General features: G+C 63.3%; 19 protein-coding genes and 1 tRNA gene. 11 read left to right on the top strand and 9 right to left on the bottom strand.

Features of this window, described 5'->3' with window-relative positions; translation table 11 throughout:
• Positions 1–89: 89 nt before the first annotated feature.
• Positions 90–1,325 carry an ABC transporter substrate-binding protein gene (locus JQ604_RS19085; RefSeq protein WP_212359500.1) on the bottom strand — a complete coding sequence of 412 codons (1,236 nt, stop codon included), beginning with the start codon at positions 1,323–1,325 and terminating at the stop codon, positions 90–92.
• 43 nt (positions 1,326–1,368) lie between these two features.
• Entirely contained in the window at positions 1,369–2,187 is an 819-nt protein-coding gene (locus tag JQ604_RS19080; RefSeq protein WP_249158365.1) for a Crp/Fnr family transcriptional regulator, read from the bottom strand.
• A gap of 224 nt (positions 2,188–2,411) precedes the next feature.
• On the opposite strand from JQ604_RS19080, the gene JQ604_RS19075 reads away from it, so the two are divergent.
• The 3 genes from JQ604_RS19075 (at position 2,412) to JQ604_RS19065 (ending at position 6,091) form a co-directional block, all read left to right on the top strand.
• Positions 2,412–4,379 carry a sensor histidine kinase gene (locus JQ604_RS19075; protein WP_249158363.1) on the top strand — a complete coding sequence of 656 codons (1,968 nt, stop codon included), beginning with the start codon at positions 2,412–2,414 and terminating at the stop codon, positions 4,377–4,379.
• A complete protein-coding gene (locus tag JQ604_RS19070) occupies positions 4,376–5,038 on the top strand; it encodes a response regulator (RefSeq protein WP_212359496.1) in 663 nt (220 codons plus the stop codon). The genes JQ604_RS19075 and JQ604_RS19070 overlap by 4 nt, the downstream gene beginning before the upstream one ends.
• A 519-nt stretch (positions 5,039–5,557) precedes the next feature.
• Positions 5,558–6,091, top strand: a complete 534-nt coding sequence (locus JQ604_RS19065) for a BA14K family protein (protein WP_212359493.1) — start codon at positions 5,558–5,560, stop codon at positions 6,089–6,091.
• 54 nt (positions 6,092–6,145) lie between these two features.
• On the opposite strand, the gene JQ604_RS19060 is transcribed toward JQ604_RS19065, so the two are convergent.
• From JQ604_RS19060 to mnmA, 6 genes are all read right to left on the bottom strand, one after another.
• On the bottom strand, positions 6,146–6,430 hold the full coding sequence (locus JQ604_RS19060; protein WP_283818008.1) for an enoyl-CoA hydratase-related protein: 285 nt from the start codon (positions 6,428–6,430) through the stop codon (positions 6,146–6,148).
• 137 nt (positions 6,431–6,567) lie between these two features.
• On the bottom strand, positions 6,568–6,738 hold the full coding sequence (locus tag JQ604_RS19055; RefSeq protein WP_212359486.1) for a hypothetical protein: 171 nt from the start codon (positions 6,736–6,738) through the stop codon (positions 6,568–6,570).
• 115 nt (positions 6,739–6,853) lie between these two features.
• Positions 6,854–6,930 (bottom strand) — tRNA-Met (locus JQ604_RS19050).
• A 135-nt stretch (positions 6,931–7,065) separates the two neighbouring features.
• The gene (locus JQ604_RS19045; RefSeq protein WP_212359483.1) at positions 7,066–7,428 is read right to left on the bottom strand and encodes a hypothetical protein; all 363 of its coding nucleotides are present in this window, start codon (positions 7,426–7,428) and stop codon (positions 7,066–7,068) included.
• 53 nt (positions 7,429–7,481) lie between these two features.
• Complete coding sequence (locus JQ604_RS19040) at positions 7,482–8,120, bottom strand: class I SAM-dependent methyltransferase (protein ID WP_212359479.1); 639 nt, start codon at positions 8,118–8,120, stop codon at positions 7,482–7,484.
• A 74-nt stretch (positions 8,121–8,194) separates the two neighbouring features.
• Positions 8,195–9,391, bottom strand: a complete 1,197-nt coding sequence (mnmA, locus tag JQ604_RS19035) for a tRNA 2-thiouridine(34) synthase MnmA (RefSeq protein ID WP_212359474.1) — start codon at positions 9,389–9,391, stop codon at positions 8,195–8,197.
• A 393-nt stretch (positions 9,392–9,784) separates the two neighbouring features.
• On the opposite strand from mnmA, the gene JQ604_RS19030 reads away from it, so the two are divergent.
• From JQ604_RS19030 to flbD, 8 genes are all read left to right on the top strand, one after another.
• Positions 9,785–11,395: a flagellar hook-length control protein FliK gene (locus tag JQ604_RS19030; protein ID WP_212359471.1), complete on the top strand. Its 1,611-nt coding sequence runs from the start codon at positions 9,785–9,787 to the stop codon at positions 11,393–11,395.
• A gap of 12 nt (positions 11,396–11,407) precedes the next feature.
• On the top strand, positions 11,408–12,115 hold the full coding sequence (locus tag JQ604_RS19025) for a flagellar hook assembly protein FlgD (protein WP_212359468.1): 708 nt from the start codon (positions 11,408–11,410) through the stop codon (positions 12,113–12,115).
• A 184-nt stretch (positions 12,116–12,299) separates the two neighbouring features.
• Positions 12,300–12,575 (top strand): DUF1153 domain-containing protein, encoded by a 276-nt coding sequence (locus tag JQ604_RS19020; RefSeq protein ID WP_002714638.1) that lies wholly within the window; start codon positions 12,300–12,302, stop codon positions 12,573–12,575.
• A gap of 173 nt (positions 12,576–12,748) precedes the next feature.
• Positions 12,749–14,380 carry a flagellar basal-body MS-ring/collar protein FliF gene (gene fliF / locus JQ604_RS19015; protein WP_212359463.1) on the top strand — a complete coding sequence of 544 codons (1,632 nt, stop codon included), beginning with the start codon at positions 12,749–12,751 and terminating at the stop codon, positions 14,378–14,380.
• Position 14,381: 1 nt separating this feature from the next.
• Complete coding sequence (fliG, locus tag JQ604_RS19010; RefSeq protein WP_212359460.1) at positions 14,382–15,464, top strand: flagellar motor switch protein FliG; 1,083 nt, start codon at positions 14,382–14,384, stop codon at positions 15,462–15,464.
• A complete protein-coding gene (locus JQ604_RS19005; RefSeq protein WP_212359457.1) occupies positions 15,464–16,087 on the top strand; it encodes a FliH/SctL family protein in 624 nt (207 codons plus the stop codon). The genes fliG and JQ604_RS19005 overlap by 1 nt, the downstream gene beginning before the upstream one ends.
• 21 nt (positions 16,088–16,108) lie before the next feature.
• On the top strand, positions 16,109–16,459 hold the full coding sequence (gene fliN / locus JQ604_RS19000) for a flagellar motor switch protein FliN (RefSeq protein ID WP_212359454.1): 351 nt from the start codon (positions 16,109–16,111) through the stop codon (positions 16,457–16,459).
• Positions 16,460–16,511: 52 nt separating this feature from the next.
• Positions 16,512–17,891 carry a sigma-54-dependent transcriptional regulator FlbD gene (gene flbD, locus JQ604_RS18995; protein ID WP_212359451.1) on the top strand — a complete coding sequence of 460 codons (1,380 nt, stop codon included), beginning with the start codon at positions 16,512–16,514 and terminating at the stop codon, positions 17,889–17,891.
• Between the two features lie 58 nt (positions 17,892–17,949).
• Here flbD and JQ604_RS18990 read toward each other — a convergent pair whose 3' ends face one another.
• Positions 17,950–18,105 carry a hypothetical protein gene (locus tag JQ604_RS18990; protein ID WP_212359448.1) on the bottom strand — a complete coding sequence of 52 codons (156 nt, stop codon included), beginning with the start codon at positions 18,103–18,105 and terminating at the stop codon, positions 17,950–17,952.
• Between the last annotated feature and the right edge of the window lie 53 nt (positions 18,106–18,158).

The raw sequence follows: 18,158 nt of genomic DNA, 5'->3' as shown, positions 1-18,158 counted from the left end.
GTCGTCAATTCAACAGCAAGAGCGCCGAACGCTGCTGGCACAAGAAGCCTTCCGCTTGACCAGCGGAAGGCCCTCCGTTGAGAAGCAGATTACGAGTTTGCGTTGGCGTTCATGACCGGGCCGAACAATTCCCATGATTTGCCGTCGAACTTCATAAGCTGGAGCTGCTGAATTGGTGCAAAATCGGTCGCGCTGGTGCTGATCTTGATCCCGGGCAAAAGCAGGCCTGGATCAAAATCCCTGAGATTTGCTGCCTGCTTCATGACGTTCTCCCGGGTGAGATCGTCTCCGCACGCCTTGAGCACATGAACGAGCGTTCGTGCAACCGAATATCCAACCGCCGCTCCGGCGTCGGACTTGTCTGCGTCGGGCATGTACTTGTCGAGGAACGCGGCCCATTCCTTGGAGTCCGGCTGACTCAACCATTTCGGATCTGTCTCGTCCTTCATGTAGGCCGCGGAAATGAGCCCCTTGGCGTTGTCCAGACCAGCCGGCTTTAGAACGGAACCTACCGACGCGCTGACATTGTTCAGAATGAACAAGGGATCCCACTTGAGCTGACGCACCTCTTTGATGGACTGCGCGGCGAATTTCGGCGTGGCAACCACGAAAAGGGTGTCCGCGCCGCTGGCCTGCAAATTGACAATGTGCGACGAGATCGTTGGCTCCGACACATCGTAGCTGTCCTGCGCCACAATCATGCCGGCCTTTTTGCCCAAACCGTCGGTCAGACCTTTCAGATAGTCCTTGCCGTAGTCGTCGTTCTGATAAAGCACGGCAATCTTAGCGTCGGGCTTCTGCTGAAGAATGTAGCGTGCGTAAATCCGAGCCTCGGTCTGATAGCTGGGCTGCCAGCCCATGGTCCAGGAAAAATGCTCTGGATCGGCCCATTTGGTTGCGCCGGTGGCAACGAAGAGCTGCGGTACCTTCTTCTGGTTCATGTAATGCTGGATTGCGCTGTTCGTTGGTGTGCCCAGCGAATTGAAGATGAGCAGGACACCGTCGCTTTCGACCAGTTTGCGTGCCTGCTCGACCGTCTTTGGCGGACTGTAGGAATCGTCGTAGGAGATGAAGTTGATCTTCCTGCCGTTGATTCCGCCGTCGTCGTTGACCTTACGGAAATACGCTGCTTCGACGCGTCCGATAATTCCATAGGCGGAGGCCGGCCCGCTATAGGGCATTATATTGCCGATCTTGATCTCCGTGTCGGTTACGCCCGTGTCATATTTCTTATCCGCGGCGCCGGCAGACCCGATCGAAAGAGCCAGCAAGAGGATTGCGATCGACGCAGTGAAGCCGGTGGAGCCCTTGGTGGTAATCGTCATCTCGTACACTCCTTTGGATGAACCCCCACACAAGTCCGATCGATCAGGGATGCGCGACGCGTAACGCGATCGGCCCAGCCAGGGAGCTCTCGTGGGCTGATCGAATTACCCGAAAGCAGGTACAGGAAGCCTCCTCTAGGCGGCTCTCATCAACGATCACGATTCGTCCGCGGCTCCGCCGGATCAGACCGCTCGCTTCCATATCGCCCACGGTCGTCGTAATGCCAGCACGGCGCACGCCGAGTGCCTGGGCCATGCACTTGTGGGTGAGTGCGATCTCGTTGCCACCAATCCGATCGCGAGCAACCAGAAGCCATCGGGCCAATCGCTGGGGTAGATTGTGTCTCGAATTGCATGCAACGAGTTGGGAACTGTGTATCAGCGTCGCCTGCACATAGCGCAGCAACAGTTTTTCAATCTCCCGGTCCGCCTTGATCAAGCCGATCAGCGCTTCGGTTTCGATGCGCAATGCGTTTCCGGGAACGTGAACGGTGCAGCGATGCGGAGAAACTCGCATTCCGAGCACAAGGGGAACACCGACGAAATCCTTCCTTCCCAAAGTGTGGATTTCAACTGGCGGGCAATCCCCGGCCCTGGTCGTAAGCGAAGCCGCACCGGACTCGATGAAGTATGCGTGTTGCATCGGAAGCCTCCGCTCCTGAAGCACCTGTCTTGCGGTCAGGCGAACGGGCTCGCAACGCTCCAAGAGCGAATGGCGCGACGGCGGAGACAAACGCGCAACGAGGTCGTTGCCTACATCCAGCGGTGATGCGTATCGTGCCCTCAGAACCGGCTTTAAGCCGACCGATGATGCAGAACTCAAGTTCTGCATTTCTCGCTTTTCAAAATCGAGTTCGAGCATTTGCCACCTCATGATTGCCGTTAGACTGATCATGGGGAGCGGGCCCGGCTTGGCCCAGTCGGGCAAAGGGCCGTTCCAGTCAGGAAAACCCCTGACATGCCTGAATTTGCCGATTGCGGCCCCTTTCGGCCCGAGGCTATCCTTGCAACGAGGCACCGAGTTTGAAAGCTCTTGCACAGAAAGGCTCGGCGAGGGCCGCCCGACGTCCGCTGATCCTTCTAGTCATGGCAGCGGCCATTCCACTCGTGCTTTTTGCGGGATGGGTAGTCTTCCTCAACGCCCGGCAGGAGCGAACCGACTCCCGCCTTGCAGCGCTTGAGACCCTAGATCGTGTCGTAACCCGCATCTCATCGGATCTCGCGCTCCAAGTCCAGATCGCGGAAACGCTCGCCGCCGCGGCGAGTCTCGATGCACCGGATCTCTCCTCGTTCTATGTCGAGGCTCTTCGGGTTAAAGAGACCAGACCCCTCTGGGAAACGATCGAACTAGTCGATCCCAAGGGCAATCAAGTGCTCAATCTGCTGCGTCCCATCGGAGCAGATCTCGGGGCCACCGCGGACCGGGAAAATTTCGAAAGGATCCTGACAACTCGTAAGGCGGCCATTGGCGGCATTGGACCGCTGGGCCCAATTTCGGGTAAGCGTCTTGTCGCACTGAGAGCTCCCGTCGAGCGCAATGGCGAGCTGAAGTTTGTTTTGACCGTCGCGCTCGTGCCCGACGCGGTGAGTCAGATCCTGAAAAGCGCGGGGGCTCCGCCCGGGTGGGTCGGCGTTGTGGTCGATGGCCGAGGCAACATTGTCGCGCGGACGATCGCCGAACAATTTGAGCTCGGGCGTCCTGCCAGCGCGTCAGTCCGGGAAGCCATCGCCGAGGGTTCCCAAGGCACTTACGTTGGAACGACGCTCGAAGGGGCCAAGGTCGATTCGATCTACAAGGAATTACCCGGCACCGGCGGCTGGTCGGTGCATCTTGGCATTCCCACCGATCAGCTCGACGCCCCCGTCCGCCGTTCCGCGATCTTTCTTGCCAGCGGGGGTGCGGTCAGCCTGGCCTTGGCGCTGGCGCTCGTCTGGTTCACAGCGCGAGACATTTCACAACGACGCGTCGAGCAAGAAGCCCAGGCCGCGCTGGCTTTAAAAGAGAGTGAGGAAAGGCGCCGGCTGATGGTCGATGCGGCCGACCTCGGAGTCTTCAGCTGGAATGTGCCGACCGGTGAGGTCATTGCCTCACAACGGTCTTTGGAAATGCTCAAGATCGCTGGGGGTACCGGGGACGTGGGCATCCCCATCGAGGCACTTCTGGCCGGTATCGATCCGGCGGATCGAGCATCATTCGAAAGGAAACTGCTGCAATATCGCGATAGTGATGGCGTAGCAGCCGAGTTCCGCACCGCTCCACCAGACGGGCGTTGGTTGCGCGCCAGTGCGCGTAGCTCCCGCCTCAATGGGCACAATTCCGAGGTCATTATCGGCGTGCTGCTGGACATCGACGAGATGAAGCGCGCGGAGTTTGATCGCCAACGTTTGTTGAGACGGCTCGGCGATGCAGAAGAGAACGAGCGCCGGCGAATCTCTCGCGAGTTGCACGACCAAATCGGACAGACGGTCACGGGACTATTGCTGGGTCTGAAAAGCCTCGAACAATCGATCGCGACGGCAACCTCCGATCCTGCCCAGATCGATAAGTTGCACTGGCTACAGGGACTCGCCAGTGGGATCGGACGCGATATTCATCAGATTGCCGCAGACCTTCGCCCCACTGCCTTGGACGACCTCGGTCTGCATAAGGCCATAGAGGCTGTTTGTGCGGAATGGACCCGCCGCTTTGGAATAAATACGGACGTGCAGATCCTCGGACCTGCCGACCGGCTTCCGCTTGAGGTCGAAATCGCCCTCTACCGGGCAATCCAAGAAGCTCTTAATAATGTGGTCAAACACGGCAACGCCCGAAACGTGAGCCTCGTTTTCGACCGGCGGAAGGACGAACTGCGCGTCATCATGGAAGACGACGGTGTTGGCTTCGATCTGTCGAAATTGCCGCGCTCAGATCCGAATACTTCGAGGCTGGGCCTTTCCGTCATGGAAGAAAGACTGGCGCTGCTCGGCGGAACGCTTACCATTGAATCCGAACCGGATGTCGGAACGACGCTCTTCATGACAGTACCGCTGTCTGCAAAGGATGCTGGCTCGTGAAACCCATCCGGATCACACTGGCCGACGATCACCCACTCGTACTTGCCGGTATGAAGGCCCTACTTGAGCCCGTGGAAGATATTGCCATCGTTGGTGAAGCGACCGACGGCAAGACCGCGCTAGACATCATCGGACAGGAGCGGCCTGACATCGCTGTCTTGGATATCTCACTTCCAATCGTAGGTGGTATCGAGCTCGCGCAACGTATTTCAGCTCAGTTTCCACATGTTCTGTTACTGGCCCTAACGGTGCATGAGGATCGCGCCTACGTTCAGCCGATGTTACAGGCCGGCGCGCGGGGATATCTACTCAAACGGTCCGCAGCCGATGAACTGGTGCGAGCCATCCGGGCGATCGCCGAGGGCGGTGTATATCTCGACCCCGCGATCGCCGAGAAAGCTCTGCCATCAGCATCGGGCGATAATGCACTATCGGAGAATACCGCACGCCTCGAACTCACCCCGCGCGAGGCAGAAGTGCTACGCTTTATCGCTCAGGGTTTCAGCAACAAAGAGATTGCCGCTCGTATCGAGGTTAGCATCAAGACAGTGGAAACTCACAAATCCAGAGCAGTCGAGAAACTGGGCCTCTATACGCGCGCCGATATCGTGCGCTATGGCGTTTCGCAAGGTTGGCTCGAACATCTATCGAAGAAATGACGTCCCGATGCGACCCGGCCACAAGGCTCAAGCTCCGTTGAAGGGCTGCGGAAAACTGCCCTCTTGCTCACTGACTATAGCCAGCAGCGAGAGACCCCAACTCGGGGGCTGAGCTGGGGTCCCTGTGGCAGCAATCGCGGCTAACGCCGGACCTGGGGGATCCGACATCATGATCATAGTGGTCCCACCGCCGCAGTTCATCAATACGCAATGGTACGCTTTCGCGCCGGCTTATTTGGCCCGACGGTGGGGCTCCTGCACGACAGGCCACGCTGGAACGCTTGCGGCAACCCGGCGATGCCCAATGAATAAAAGCGGCCCCGGCGCGAGCGCCGGGGCCGCAAACCCTCCTGGAATGATTTTGACGGCCTAATTTTATGATGCCGCGAGATTAAAACTTACAACGACCATCTAACGAAGTCATTTCGCAGCAACTCCGAAGGTACGCTACAGTACAAACGTTTGCTTCAACCGTCTTCGGCCGCAAACTCTGATGCATTCTCCCAGACCGTACAGAAGATGCCGCTTCGCCGACATTGCTCGAGCGCAACGGCCCGAATAGGCCACCGCTCCTCTTTGTTCGCGTCGGTACGCGTCTGTACCCTCTGCGATTTGAACCTTGGGACAACCCAATGCATTGGCCCAGCACGAAGCAAAACAAAACGGAGATCGAACGTGGGAACTCTACGCACACTGACTGTTGCAACTGCCGCCCTGCTCGCGGTCGCCCTCGGCGCAAACGGCGCCACCGCTGCACCATTCGGAGTACAACGTACCTCCAACATGTCGTCCGACATTGTTGCCGTTCAATGGCGGGGCAACTGGCATCATCGTCATCACCACGATGGATGGCGCTATGGTCGTTCACGTCACTATGGCTGGGGACCTGCCCTCGGAGGTTTCGCCGCCGGCGCCGCGATTGGGGGAGCGATCGCAAACAGCCGCGCGCAGGCCCTGGAGAACGGCTCATATTGTTCGCAGCGCTTCAAGTCCTACGACCCGCGCTCGGGCACCTATCTCGGATACGACGGGCAACGGCATCCCTGTCCGTGATGTACAACAGAGCTCAGCCCGCGCTTTACCGCAGCGATGCCTTCCCTAGCGTCGTCACCGAGGAAGCACAGCATCTCCATCGCGAGCGAAGCATCGAAGGCCGGCTGAAACATCCGCATCCAGTTGTTCAGCGACCGCTACTGTATAACAGATAGCGAGCTGGCTTCCGTTGGCGAGTTTGTCCGCCGTCGCCATGGCCTTGTCGAGTAGTTGCGCGCGCGGCACGCAGAGGCTGACGAGTCCGATCCGTTCCGCCTCCTTGCCGTCGACGAAGTCCGCGGTCATCAAATAGTATTTGGCCTTCCATGCTGCAAAGCAGCGGCCACAGGACGACGGCATGGTCGCCGGCGGAGACGCCGATCCTCACGTGGCCGTCGGTGATTTTCGCCTCTTCGGCCATGATGCTGATGTCGGCCATCAGCGCCACGGCGAGGCCCGCCCCGACCGTTCCCAGTGCATGCGCCCGTTGGTGGCGTTCATCGCCTCAGCGCGGTTGAGGTGAGGAGCAGAACTCCGTTGGGATTGTGGTCGAACCTGAGAAATTGGAAGTCGGCGTAGTCGGTTACCTGACCAGAAATCGTGCCTCCCGTTAGCTTTGCAAACTTCAGGAAATCAATATGCGAACCACTCGCCACCAGCGCCACCATTGCGTGGTCCATCTGTGAGAATTGATCCGAGACCACCCCGGATGTATCAATGAGATATCCCTCTTGGCGCGTATCAATCGGCCAAGCATGGAAAATCAACGGGTTATGGGGAGTGTGGTAGCGAGAGAGGGACTTGAACCCCCGACCCCAGGATTATGATTCCCGTGCTCTAACCAGCTGAGCTACCTCGCCACGCCGTCGCGGTCTGCGGCTTGAGGCCACCAATTTGCGAACGCGCGGCATATAAGGAGTGGGCCTGAGCCCTGTCAAGCAAACTCGCATTTGCCGCCAAGTCCTTGCAAAACATCAAGCCTTTGCAAAAAGGCGCTATTTCGGCCGGACCGTGGGATCGCCGCCGGGGCTGCCGGGCGGCGGAATCACCGGCGTGTTGCCGCCGCCGGGGGTTGGCGCATGCATCTCGGGGTCGACACCGGCGGGTGGGCACAGCACGCCATCCGATTTGGCGAGCTTGTCGCCGAGCGGCGCGGTGCTTTGGCCGGTGGTGGTTCCCTCCGGCACGGCAGCACCGGGATGCGCGGGCTGCTGCATCGGCGCGCAATTGGCGGCGCGTTGCGGCGACGGCGGCGCGGTCTGGGCCGGCGGCGTCGCGGGTGAAGGAGGTGCCTGGGCCGACGCCACAGCGGGCGCCATCAGCGCACATGACAGGAGAAGTGACTGAGTGATCCGCATGGAGAGAAAACGGCGCGCGAGCGCCGATGTTCCCGGTCAAAATCGCCGCAGCATCACGTCTTGCGGAAGCGGATCAGCGAAAAATGCCCCATCGGCGGCATCGGGCGCCGTTCGGCCAGGCTGACGCCGCCATGCTTCGCAGCCCAATTGGTCAACCGCTCCCAGGGAAACTCCGGCCGCCAGCCGAGCCGGCGCGCCAGCGGCGCAAAGGCCAGCTCGAACAGGCGGCGCGGGCCGCTTTCGGCGCCGATGTGGTTGACCAGGATCAGTTCGCCGCCCGGCTTCAGCACGCGGACGAAGTCGTCGAGCGTGGCTTCGGGATCCGGCACCGCGGTGATGACATATTGCGCGACGACGGCGTCGAAGAACGCGTCGGGGAAGGCGAGGTTCTTCGCGTCCATCACCGCCAGCGTCTCGACATTGACGAGACCGAGCGCGCGCACGCGCTTCAGCGCACGCCGCAGCATCGGCTCGGAAATGTCGACGCCGTAGAGTTTGGTCGAGCGCGCATAATCCGACAGCGACAGGCCGGTGCCGACACCGACATCGAGCACCCGGCCGCCGATCCGGTCGGCCTCCGCGATGGTCGACTGCCGGCCCTGATCGAACACCTTGCCGAACACCAGATCGTAGATCGGCGCCCAACGGCCATAGGCCTTTTCGACCCCCTCGCGGTCGATGTCTGCAGCCATGCCCCCTGCCCTAGCCTTGTTGTTTGCGCATGATCCTGCTCGGAAAACCGCTACACACTTTTCCGGATCATGCTTTAACGCACCGCTTCGACCAGCGGCACCAGGCTATCGCCGACGCCGGGCTTCGCCGCCACGCGGCTTGCGGTCGCGCTGCGAATGAAGCCGCCACCGAGCACGCGGGCCTGACCTGCGGCTGCGTCGTAGAACACGCAGGCCTGGCCGGGCGAGACGCCCTCCTCGCCTGCGACCAGCTCGACCTCGTAGCCGCCATCGACCGCGCGCAGCCAGGCCGGCTGCGGCGCGCGCGTCGAGCGCACGCGGACATAAAGCTCGATCCCGTCGCCGATCACGCGCTCCAGCGCGCCGTCGCCGATCCAGTTGATGTCGCGCAGCGCGATGCGATCCATGCGCAGCGCCTCGCGCGGGCCGACCACCACGCGGCGCGTGGCGGCATCGAGCTTGACGACATAGAGCGGGCTGCCGGTGGCAATGCCGAGACCCTTGCGCTGGCCGATCGTGAAATGAACGATGCCCTGGTGCTGGCCGATCACGTGGCCGTCGAGATCGACGATGTCGCCGGGCGCGACCGCATTCGGCTTCAAGCGGCTGATGATGTCGGTGTAGCGGCCGGACGGCACGAAGCAGATATCCTGGCTGTCCTGCTTGTCGGCGACCTCAAGATCGAAGCGCCGCGCCAGCTCGCGGGTCTCGGGCTTGGTCATGTCGCCGAGCGGGAAGCGCAGGAAGTCGAGCTGCTCGCGCGTGGTCGCGAACAGGAAGTAGCTCTGGTCGCGATCGGCATCCGCCGCGCAGACCAGCGAGCGCGATCCGTCGGCGAGACGGCGCGAGGCGACATAGTGGCCGGTGGCGAGCGCCTGCGCGCCGAGCTCACGCGCGGTCGCGAGCAGGTCGCGGAACTTGACCGAGCGGTTGCACTCGATGCACGGCACCGGCGTCTCGCCGAGCGCGTAGCTGTCGGCGAAATTGTCGATCACCGATTCCTTGAAGCGGCTTTCGTAGTCGAGCACGTAATGCGGAATGCCGATCCGCTCGGCGACATTGCGGGCATCATGGATGTCGCGGCCGGCGCAGCAGGCGCCCTTGCGGTGGGTCGCGGCGCCATGGTCGTAGAGCTGCAGGGTGATGCCGACCACGTCGTAACCCTCGGCCTTCAACAGCGCAGCCGTCACCGAGGAGTCGACGCCGCCGGACATGGCGACGACAACGCGGGTATCCTCAGGTCGGCCTTCGAGATCCAGACTGTTGAGCATGGCAGGGGTCATCGATCGTTATCGCGCTGGGGCTTCATAGGCCCCGCGAATGGAATTAAAAAGCCTTTTATTCAGAAGGCCTTAGAACACGTCCAAGGCCGTCGCTGGCGGTTCGGGACGCGTGGGAAGGCCACCCTTTAATATAGGCCGCATCCGGCCGAGGCAATCAGCGGGGGCCGCATGGGCTTATGGAAAAGACGGCAAATCTTGCCGCCGGGCAAAAACGAGACCGCCGCGGAACCCGCCGAAGGAGGTCAGTCACCCGCCTAAGATATTGAAATAAAAAGATATTATTTCGCGACGGACGCTGGCCCGGTCCTTGCTGAAAGAAGGGCGGAAGTCTCATTGCGAGGGTTGGCTGTGCTCAGCGTGACGTCGGATACATTGGCAAGCGTGTCATTCCAGACCCAACGGTCGGCCCGCCCGGACCCCGACGCGTCCTCAGGCAACGACAGTTTTGCCGCGCTGGTCGACAGCAACACCCAGGCCAGCAACGACAGCCGCGCCTCGGATATGTCGAGTTCCGCGTCGACGCCGTCCCGCCGGACCGACGACACCTCGTCCGCCGGCGACACCCGCTCCCGCGACACCAGCTCAGCCTCGGACAAGCCGACGCGCAGCGATAACGACACAGCCAGCGCCGCAAGCGACGACACCAGGTCGGACGCCAGCACCGACGGTGTGCGCAAGACGAAGTCGAAGTCAGCGTCGTCGAAGTCCGACGACGACAAGTCGACCGCCAAGACCGACAAGACCACCGACGACGCCACGGCGACCATCGCCGGTCAAACCGACACGACGCAGGACACCACCGCGACGGCGACAGCGAATGTGGTCGCGACCGTCATTCCCGTGACGACGCCGGTGACTGACACTCCGCCCGCAGCAACGCCCTCCTCCGACAAGGCCACCGCGCCGCTCGCAATCGCCGCCGCCGCGATCGCCGCCAGCGCTGCGGTCACAGGCAATGCGACGGGGACGCCGACCGGCACCGAAGCCGCAGCGACTGCGACGGCAGCAACCACGGCAAACGCGCCCGCCGCGGCCAAGGCCGCCGGCGTCAAGATCGAGGCCAGCGCCGTCGCAGCCGATGCGGCCACCGCGCAGGGCGCGGCCACCGAGGCCGCTACCGCAACGACAGGCATCGCACTCGTCGCCAACGCCACAACCAATACACCGGTCGTGAAGACCGCCGCGCAACAGGTGAAGACGCCTACCGTCGCCAAGGACCCGACCGCGACGACAACCATCGACCCGAACAGCGCGACTGCATCGACCAACGCTGCGCCGGCCGCAACGCCCGCGGCCATCGTGCAGGGCGTGAACCAGCCGCAGGCCGTCAACGGCAAGGCCAAGGCCGATGATGCGGCCGTGGATGCCGTGAAGAGCGATGCCAGCGGCAATGCCGTCACGCCGACGGTCGGCAGCCACACTTCAAATGCCGCCCAGACGCTCGCCGCAACGATCGACCCGAGCACGCAGGCCGCCAACGCGATCCAGCCGCAGCTGCAGACCACGCAGGCGACGCCGGCGGCGAATGCGCAGCTCACCGTCGCGGCCGCCGTGCAAAACGCCGCCGTGCCGCTGAGCGGGCTTGCGGTCGAGATCGCGGGCTCCGCCAAGAACGGCAAGAGCAACTTCGAGATCCGCCTCGATCCCGCCGAACTCGGACGCATCGATGTCCGCATCCATGTCGACAGCAATGGCCAGGTCACCTCGCATCTGACCGTCGAGCGGCCGGAGACGCTGCAGATGCTGCGCCAGGACGCCAACCAGTTGCAGAAGGCACTCGACAATGCCGGCCTGTCGACCGGCAACAGCGGCCTGCAATTCAGCCTGCGCGACCAGTCGCAACAGGGCCAGCAGCAGAACAACAACGGCCAATCCAACCCCAATGCTCATCGCCTGATCGTCAGCGAAGACGACACGATCACGGCGTCCGTCGCCGGCCGTTCCTACGGCCGCGCGCTCGGCGCCAGCGGTGGCGTCGATATCCGCGTGTAAGAGGAGTTCGCCATGTCCGTCGATGCAACCATGCCGACACCGGTCGTCTCGGCCCCCGCGACCAGCACCGGCTCGAGCACGAGCAGCAGCAGCACCGCCTCGACGGCGACGAGCGGCATCGCGGATAATTTCCAGACCTTCCTGACGCTGCTGACCACCCAGCTGCAGAACCAGAATCCCCTTGATCCCCTGGATACGAACCAGTTCACCCAGCAGCTCGTGCAGTTCGCCGGCGTCGAACAGCAGTTGAAGTCGAACGACCAGTTGAAATCGCTGATCGACATCGAGAAGAGCGCGCAGTCGACGCAGGCGCTGGTCTATGTCGGCAACACGGTGGCGGTCGACGGCAGCAAGGCCCAGTTCGACAAATCGGCGACCTGGAATCTGGTTGCGCCGCAGGACACCAACGCGACTATCACGATCACCAGCGCCACCGGCCAGACCGCTTACTCCGGCAATTTCACCCTGAACCAGGGCAATGCCAGCTTCGTCTGGGACGGCAAGGGCAATGACGGCAGCCAGTGGCCGGCGGGCACCTACACGCTGACGGCGACGGGCAAGGACTCCAGCGGCAACAGCGTCTCGATCTCGACCGAGGTGCAGGGTGTCGTCGATTCGGTCGACCTGACGCAGTCGCCGCCGCTGCTCTCGATCGGCGGGCAGAGCTACACCACCGACAAGATCAAGCGCGTGGTGCGGCCCTCGACCAGTTCCAGCTAGGCCGTCCGGCCGCCTGACAGCCCCGATTTTCGCCCGAGGCCCGGCATTTCCGATGCCGGGCCTCGTCGCGTTCCCGGCCATATAAACGAGAGTCGTATTGAAGCCTTGGGTTTAGGCAAATTTTAAGCCGGACGGCGTAGCTTCCATCCTGTGAGTTCAGTGGTTGAGAGTTTGTGAGTACGCCATGACAGAACCCCATCGCCCGAGGGTGAAGTACGTCATCGGGCCTGACGGCAGCCCGTTGACCATCGCAGATTTGCCGGCACCCGGAACCAAACGGTGGGTGATCCGCCGCAAGGCCGAAGTCGTTGCTGCCGTCCGCGGCGGCCTGCTTTCCCTCGAGGAAGCCTGCAGCCGCTACACGCTGACCGTCGACGAATTCCTGTCCTGGCAGTTCTCGATCGACCAGCACGGTCTGGCCGGATTGCGCACCACCCGCATCCAGCAGTATCGGCAGTAAGCCGCCCCCGAAAACCTACGGCATTTGATGAAAACCGGCCTCGCCCCGCGAAGCCGGTTTTCTTCATGTTGGCATTTTGCTACCGCCGTTAACTCTCGTTAACCATATGGAAACCATCACCTAGGCAATAATTGCCCAGTCGGCCTTGGGGGCCGAATCCCTGGGGGCCGTTGGTGCAAGGTCTGGTTGCTTTCCTGAGAGGTCTTGGCGCTGCCCGCCTTGCGGCCATGGTGGCCGTCACTGCCGCCCTGATCGGCTTTTTTGCGTTCGTCATCATGCGCGTCACCACGCCGCAGATGACCACCCTGTTCACCGATCTCTCCACCGAAGATTCGTCCGGCATCATCAAGGAACTGGAGCGCCAGGCGATTCCGTTCGAGCTGCGCAATGAAGGCGCGGTCATCATGGTGCCGAAGGACAAGGTGACGCGGCTGCGCATGAAGCTCGCCGAGGGCGGCATGCCCAAGGGCGGCGGGGTCGGCTACGAGATCTTCGACAAGTCGGACGCGCTTGGCACCACGAGCTTCGTGCAGAACATCAATCACCTGCGCGCCCTGGAAGGCGAGCTCGCCCGCACCATCCGCGCCATCGACCGCGTCCAGGCCGCGCGCGTCCATCTGGTGCTGCCGGAGCGGCCGCTGTTCGCCCGCGAGACGCCGGAGCCGTCGGCCTCGATCGTGGTGCGGGTGCGCGGCGCGCTGGAGCCGCAACAGATCCGCGCAATCCGCCACGTCGTCGCCTCCGCCGTCAACGGGCTGAAGCCGCAGCGCGTCTCGATCGTCGACGAGGCCGGCCAGCTGCTCGCCGATGGCGCCGCCACCGACGCCGAGAGCGCGGTCGGCGACGAGCGCCGCACCGCCTTCGAGAAGCGGACCCAGAAGCAGGTCGAGGAGATCGTCTCCTCGGTCGTCGGCGCCGGCCGCGCGCGGGTCAAGGTCGCGGCCGATTTCGACTACAACAAGATCACCCAGACCTCCGACAAGTTCGATCCCGAAGGCCGCGTGCTGCGCTCGACCCAGACCCGCGAGGAATCGAGCCTCACCGCCGACAATTCCGGCCAGGTCACCGTCAACAACGAGCTGCCCGGCAACCAGGGCGACTCCGCCGTCCGCGCCAAAGACCAGAGCAAGAAGAGCGAAGAGACCAACAATTACGAGATCTCCCGCACCACCAAGACCGAGGTGACCGAAGCCGGCCGCGTCAACCGGATCTCGGTCGCGGTGCTGGTCGACGGCGCCTATTCGAAGAATGAAAAGGGCGAGATGGTCTACCAGGACCGCAACAAGGAGCAGCTCGATCGGATCGCTGCCCTGGTGCGCTCGGCGATCGGCTTCGACCAGAAGCGCGGCGACCAGGTCGAGGTGGTCAACCTCCGCTTCGCCGAGCCGCCGGCCGTCGCCCCGCTCAACGAGCCGACCGGCTTCCTCGGCATGCTGCAGTTCACCAAGGATGACGTGATGTACGTCATCGAGCTCGGCGTGATGATGCTGCTCGGCCTGGTCGTGCTGTTCATGGTGATCCGCCCGCTGGTCAAGCGCATCCTGGCTTCCGAAGTGATCCCCGCGCTGACCGGCCAGGCCGTGCCGGCACTCGCCGATGGCAGCGCGCAGGCCGACGGCGCCGGCGGATCTGGCCAGGTCATGCTGCCGGGCGGCAGCGCCGCCGCAACGGCGATCGACGTCGCCCAGATCCAGGGCCAGGTCCACGCCCAGGCCGTGCACCGGGTCGGCGAACTGGCCGAACGCAATCCGAACGAGACCGCCGCCATTGTCCGTCAATGGTTGAGCGAACCCGCCGAGACCTGAAATGGCCGTACCGCAGAACGTCAACGCCAATGACATCTCGACCGTGCTCTCCACGCTGGCGGGCCGGCAGGGCAATCGTCCCAAGGGCAAGCCGTTGCCCGGTCCGAAACGCGCGGCGATCCTGATGCTGGCGCTCGGCGAGCAGTATGGCGGCAAAGTCTGGGCCCAGCTCGACGACGACGAGGTGCGCGACCTCTCGATTCACATGTCGACGCTCGGCACGGTCGAGGCCGAGGTGGTCGAGGACCTGCTGCTGGAATTCGTCTCCCGCATGTCGGCCTCCGGCGCGCTGATGGGCAATTTCGACGCCACCGAGCGGCTGCTGCAGCAATACCTGCCGGCCGAGCGCGTCACCGGCATCATGGACGAGATCCGCGGTCCCGCCGGCCGCAACATGTGGGAGAAGCTCTCCAACGTGCAGGAAGAGGTGCTCGCCAACTACCTCAAGAACGAGTACCCGCAGACCATCGCCGTGGTGCTGTCGAAGCTGAAGCCGGAGCATGCCGCGCGCGTGCTGGCGATCCTGCCCGAGGACATCGCGCTCGACGTGGTCGGGCGCATGCTGCGGATGGAGGCGGTGCAGAAGGAAGTGATCGAGCGCGTCGAGCAGACGCTGCGCACCGAATTCATGTCCAACCTGTCGCAGACCCGCCGCCGCGACGCCCATGAGGTGATGGCGGAAATCTTCAACAATTTCGACCGCCAGACCGAAACCCGTTTCATCACCTCGCTGGAGGAGGAAAACCGGGAATCGGCCGAGCGCATCAAGGCGCTGATGTTCACCTTCGACGATCTGATCAAGCTCGACGCCGGCTCGGCGCAGACGCTGATGCGCAACGTCGACAAGGACAAGCTCGCGGTGGCGCTGAAGAGCGCCAACGAGGAGGTCCGCAGCTTCTTCCTCGGCAACATGTCCTCGCGCGCCGGCAAGATGCTGCTGGACGACATGGCGGCGATGGGCCCGGTGCGGCTGCGCGACGTCGACGAGGCGCAGGCGCTGCTCGTCAACCTCGCCAAGGACATGGCCGCGCGTGGCGAGATCACCCTGACCAAGAACCGCGCCGACGACGAGCTGGTGTACTGATGGCCGCGCCCGCGAAATTCCTGTTCGACACCGACTTCGCAGCTCCCGACAAGTCGCGCGCGCCCGCGGCGACGCCGGCCGAGATCGCGCAGAAGATCGCCGACGCCGAGGCCCGCGCCTATCGCGCCGGCTACGATGCCGCGCAGCGCGAGGCCAAGGTCGAGAGCGACCGCCGCCAGGCGCTCGCGCTGGAGGAGATCAAGGTTTCGATCCAGGGCATCGCGGCGCGCTTTGCCGGGATCGAGACGCGGATGGAGACCGAGGCGGTCGACGTCGCGGTCGCGGTCGCACGAAAGCTCTGCACCGAGCTGATCGCCCGCGAGCCGCTCGGCGAGATCACCGCGCTGGTCAGCGACTGCTTCTCGCATCTGGTCGAGACGCCGCATCTGGTGGTCCGCATCAACGATGCGCTCTACGAAGGCGCGCGCGAAGCCATCGAGCGGATGGCCGCGCATAGCGGCTTCCAGGGCCGCCTCGTCATCCTGGCCGAGCCGACCATTGCCACCGGCGACTGCCGGATCGAATGGGCCGACGGCGGCGTGGTGCTGGAGCGCGCGGCGATCGAGACCAAGATCAACGAACTCGTGGGGCGCTATCTGGCGTCCCGCAATCAGGCCAGCTGAGGGGGCCGAGAGGACTGAACCATGACCGGCACTGACCCGCACGTCCCGCTTCCCGACCTCAACTCGGCCGACGCTCCGTCGATCGACGACATCGGCTACAACGAGGACGAAAACGCCTCGCGCATTGCCGCCGACCTCGAGGCCGTGTTCGACGTGCCGGTGCAGGTCTCGGCCGTGCTCGGCCGCTCCAAGATGGACGTCGGCGACCTGCTGAAGCTCGGGCCCGGCACCGTGCTGGAGCTCGACCGCCGCGTCGGTGAAGCCATCGACATCTATGTCAACAACCGCCTGGTGGCGCGCGGCGAAGTGGTGCTGGTGGAAGACAAGCTTGGCGTGACCATGACCGAAATCATCAAGGCAGAACGCTCTTAACATCTAACGCGGGCGCGCCTGACTGGCGCGACAGGACGAACAGGAGATCATCATGCGGCTTCTCATCGTTGGCACATTGAAGGGCCAGCTCACGACCGCCACCAAGATCGCGATGGACAACGGCGCCTCCGTGACCCACGCCGAAGCCGCCGAACAGGCGATGGCCGTGCTGCGCGGCGGCAAGGGCGCCGATCTGCTGCTGGTCGACGTCAACCTCGACATCCGCGACCTCGTGATGCGGCTCGAAGCCGAGCATATCCATGTGCCGATCGTGGCTTGCGGCATCTCCAACGACGCCCGCGCCGCGGTCGCGGCGATCCACGCCGGCGCCAAGGAATACATCCCGCTGCCGCCCGATCCCGAGCTGATCGCCGCGGTGCTGGCGGCGGTCGCCAACGACGCCCGCGATCTCGTCTGGCGCGACGAGGCGATGGGCAAGGTGATCAAGCTCGCGCAGCAGATCGCGGGCTCGGATGCCTCGGTGATGGTCACCGGCGAGTCCGGCACCGGCAAGGAAGTGCTGGCGCGCTACGTCCACTCGCGCTCGGCCCGCGCCAAGCGCCCGTTCATCTCGATCAACTGCGCTGCGATCCCCGAGCATCTGCTGGAGTCCGAACTGTTCGGCCATGAGAAGGGCGCCTTCACCGGCGCCATCGCCCGCCGCATCGGCAAGTTCGAGGAAGCGACCGGCGGCACTCTGCTGCTCGACGAAATCTCGGAGATGGATGTCCGCCTGCAATCGAAACTGCTGCGCGCGATCCAGGAGCGCGTGATCGATCGCGTCGGCGGCACCAAGCCGGTGCCCGTCGATATCCGCATCATCGCGACCTCGAACCGCAATCTCTCGGAAGCGGTCCGCGAAGGCACCTTCCGCGAGGACCTGCTGTTCCGCCTCAACGTGGTCAACCTCAAGATCCCCGCGCTGCGCGATCGTCCGGCCGACATCCTCGAACTGTCGCAGCATTTCGCCAAGAAATATGCCGACGCCAACGGCGTGCCGGTGCGTCCGATCTCCGACGAAGCGCGCAAGGTGCTGACCTCGAACCGCTGGCAGGGCAACGTCCGCGAGCTCGAGAACACCATCCATCGCGCGGTGCTGATGGCGCAGGGCGACGAGATCGGCGCGGACGCGATCATCACCCCGGATGGCGATCGTCTCGACCTCGCCAAGACTGCTCCCGCCGTGGCGCATGCAACCCTCGCCGCGGAGCAGGTGACCCGCGCCATGGTCGGCCGCACGGTGGCCGATGTCGAGCGCGATCTGATCCTGGAGACGCTGAAGCATTGCCTCGGCAACCGGACCCATGCCGCCAACATCCTCGGCATCTCGATCCGCACGCTACGCAACAAGCTGAACGAATATGCCGACGGCGGCATCCCAATCACGCCCGCCGGCAACGGCGCGCCGGACTACCAGCGGATGGCCGGATAACGCGCGCCGCCACACCGACAATCACAGCGGGCCGGACCTCGTCCGGCCCGATTCATTTTCAGGAATAGCTCGGCGCGTCGGGCTTGCGGAAGATGTGGATGGGATCGCCTGGCGTCATATCGCGGCCGGTGAACATCGCATAGGCGTAGAGCGCCAGATAGGCGACCGCGACCGCGCCAACGGCATAGAACAGCCAGGTTCCCACGCGCTTCATCAAGCCGTTAGTCTCCGAGAAGAAATCTCATCTCAGAGCGATGCGTAGCCCGT

Origin of the sequence: Bradyrhizobium jicamae (genome assembly GCF_018130695.1) — a bacterium.
In the GTDB taxonomy this organism is placed as follows: Bacteria; Pseudomonadota; Alphaproteobacteria; order Rhizobiales; family Xanthobacteraceae; genus Bradyrhizobium; species Bradyrhizobium jicamae_B.
This window is presented reverse-complemented; position numbering and strand designations above follow the sequence as displayed.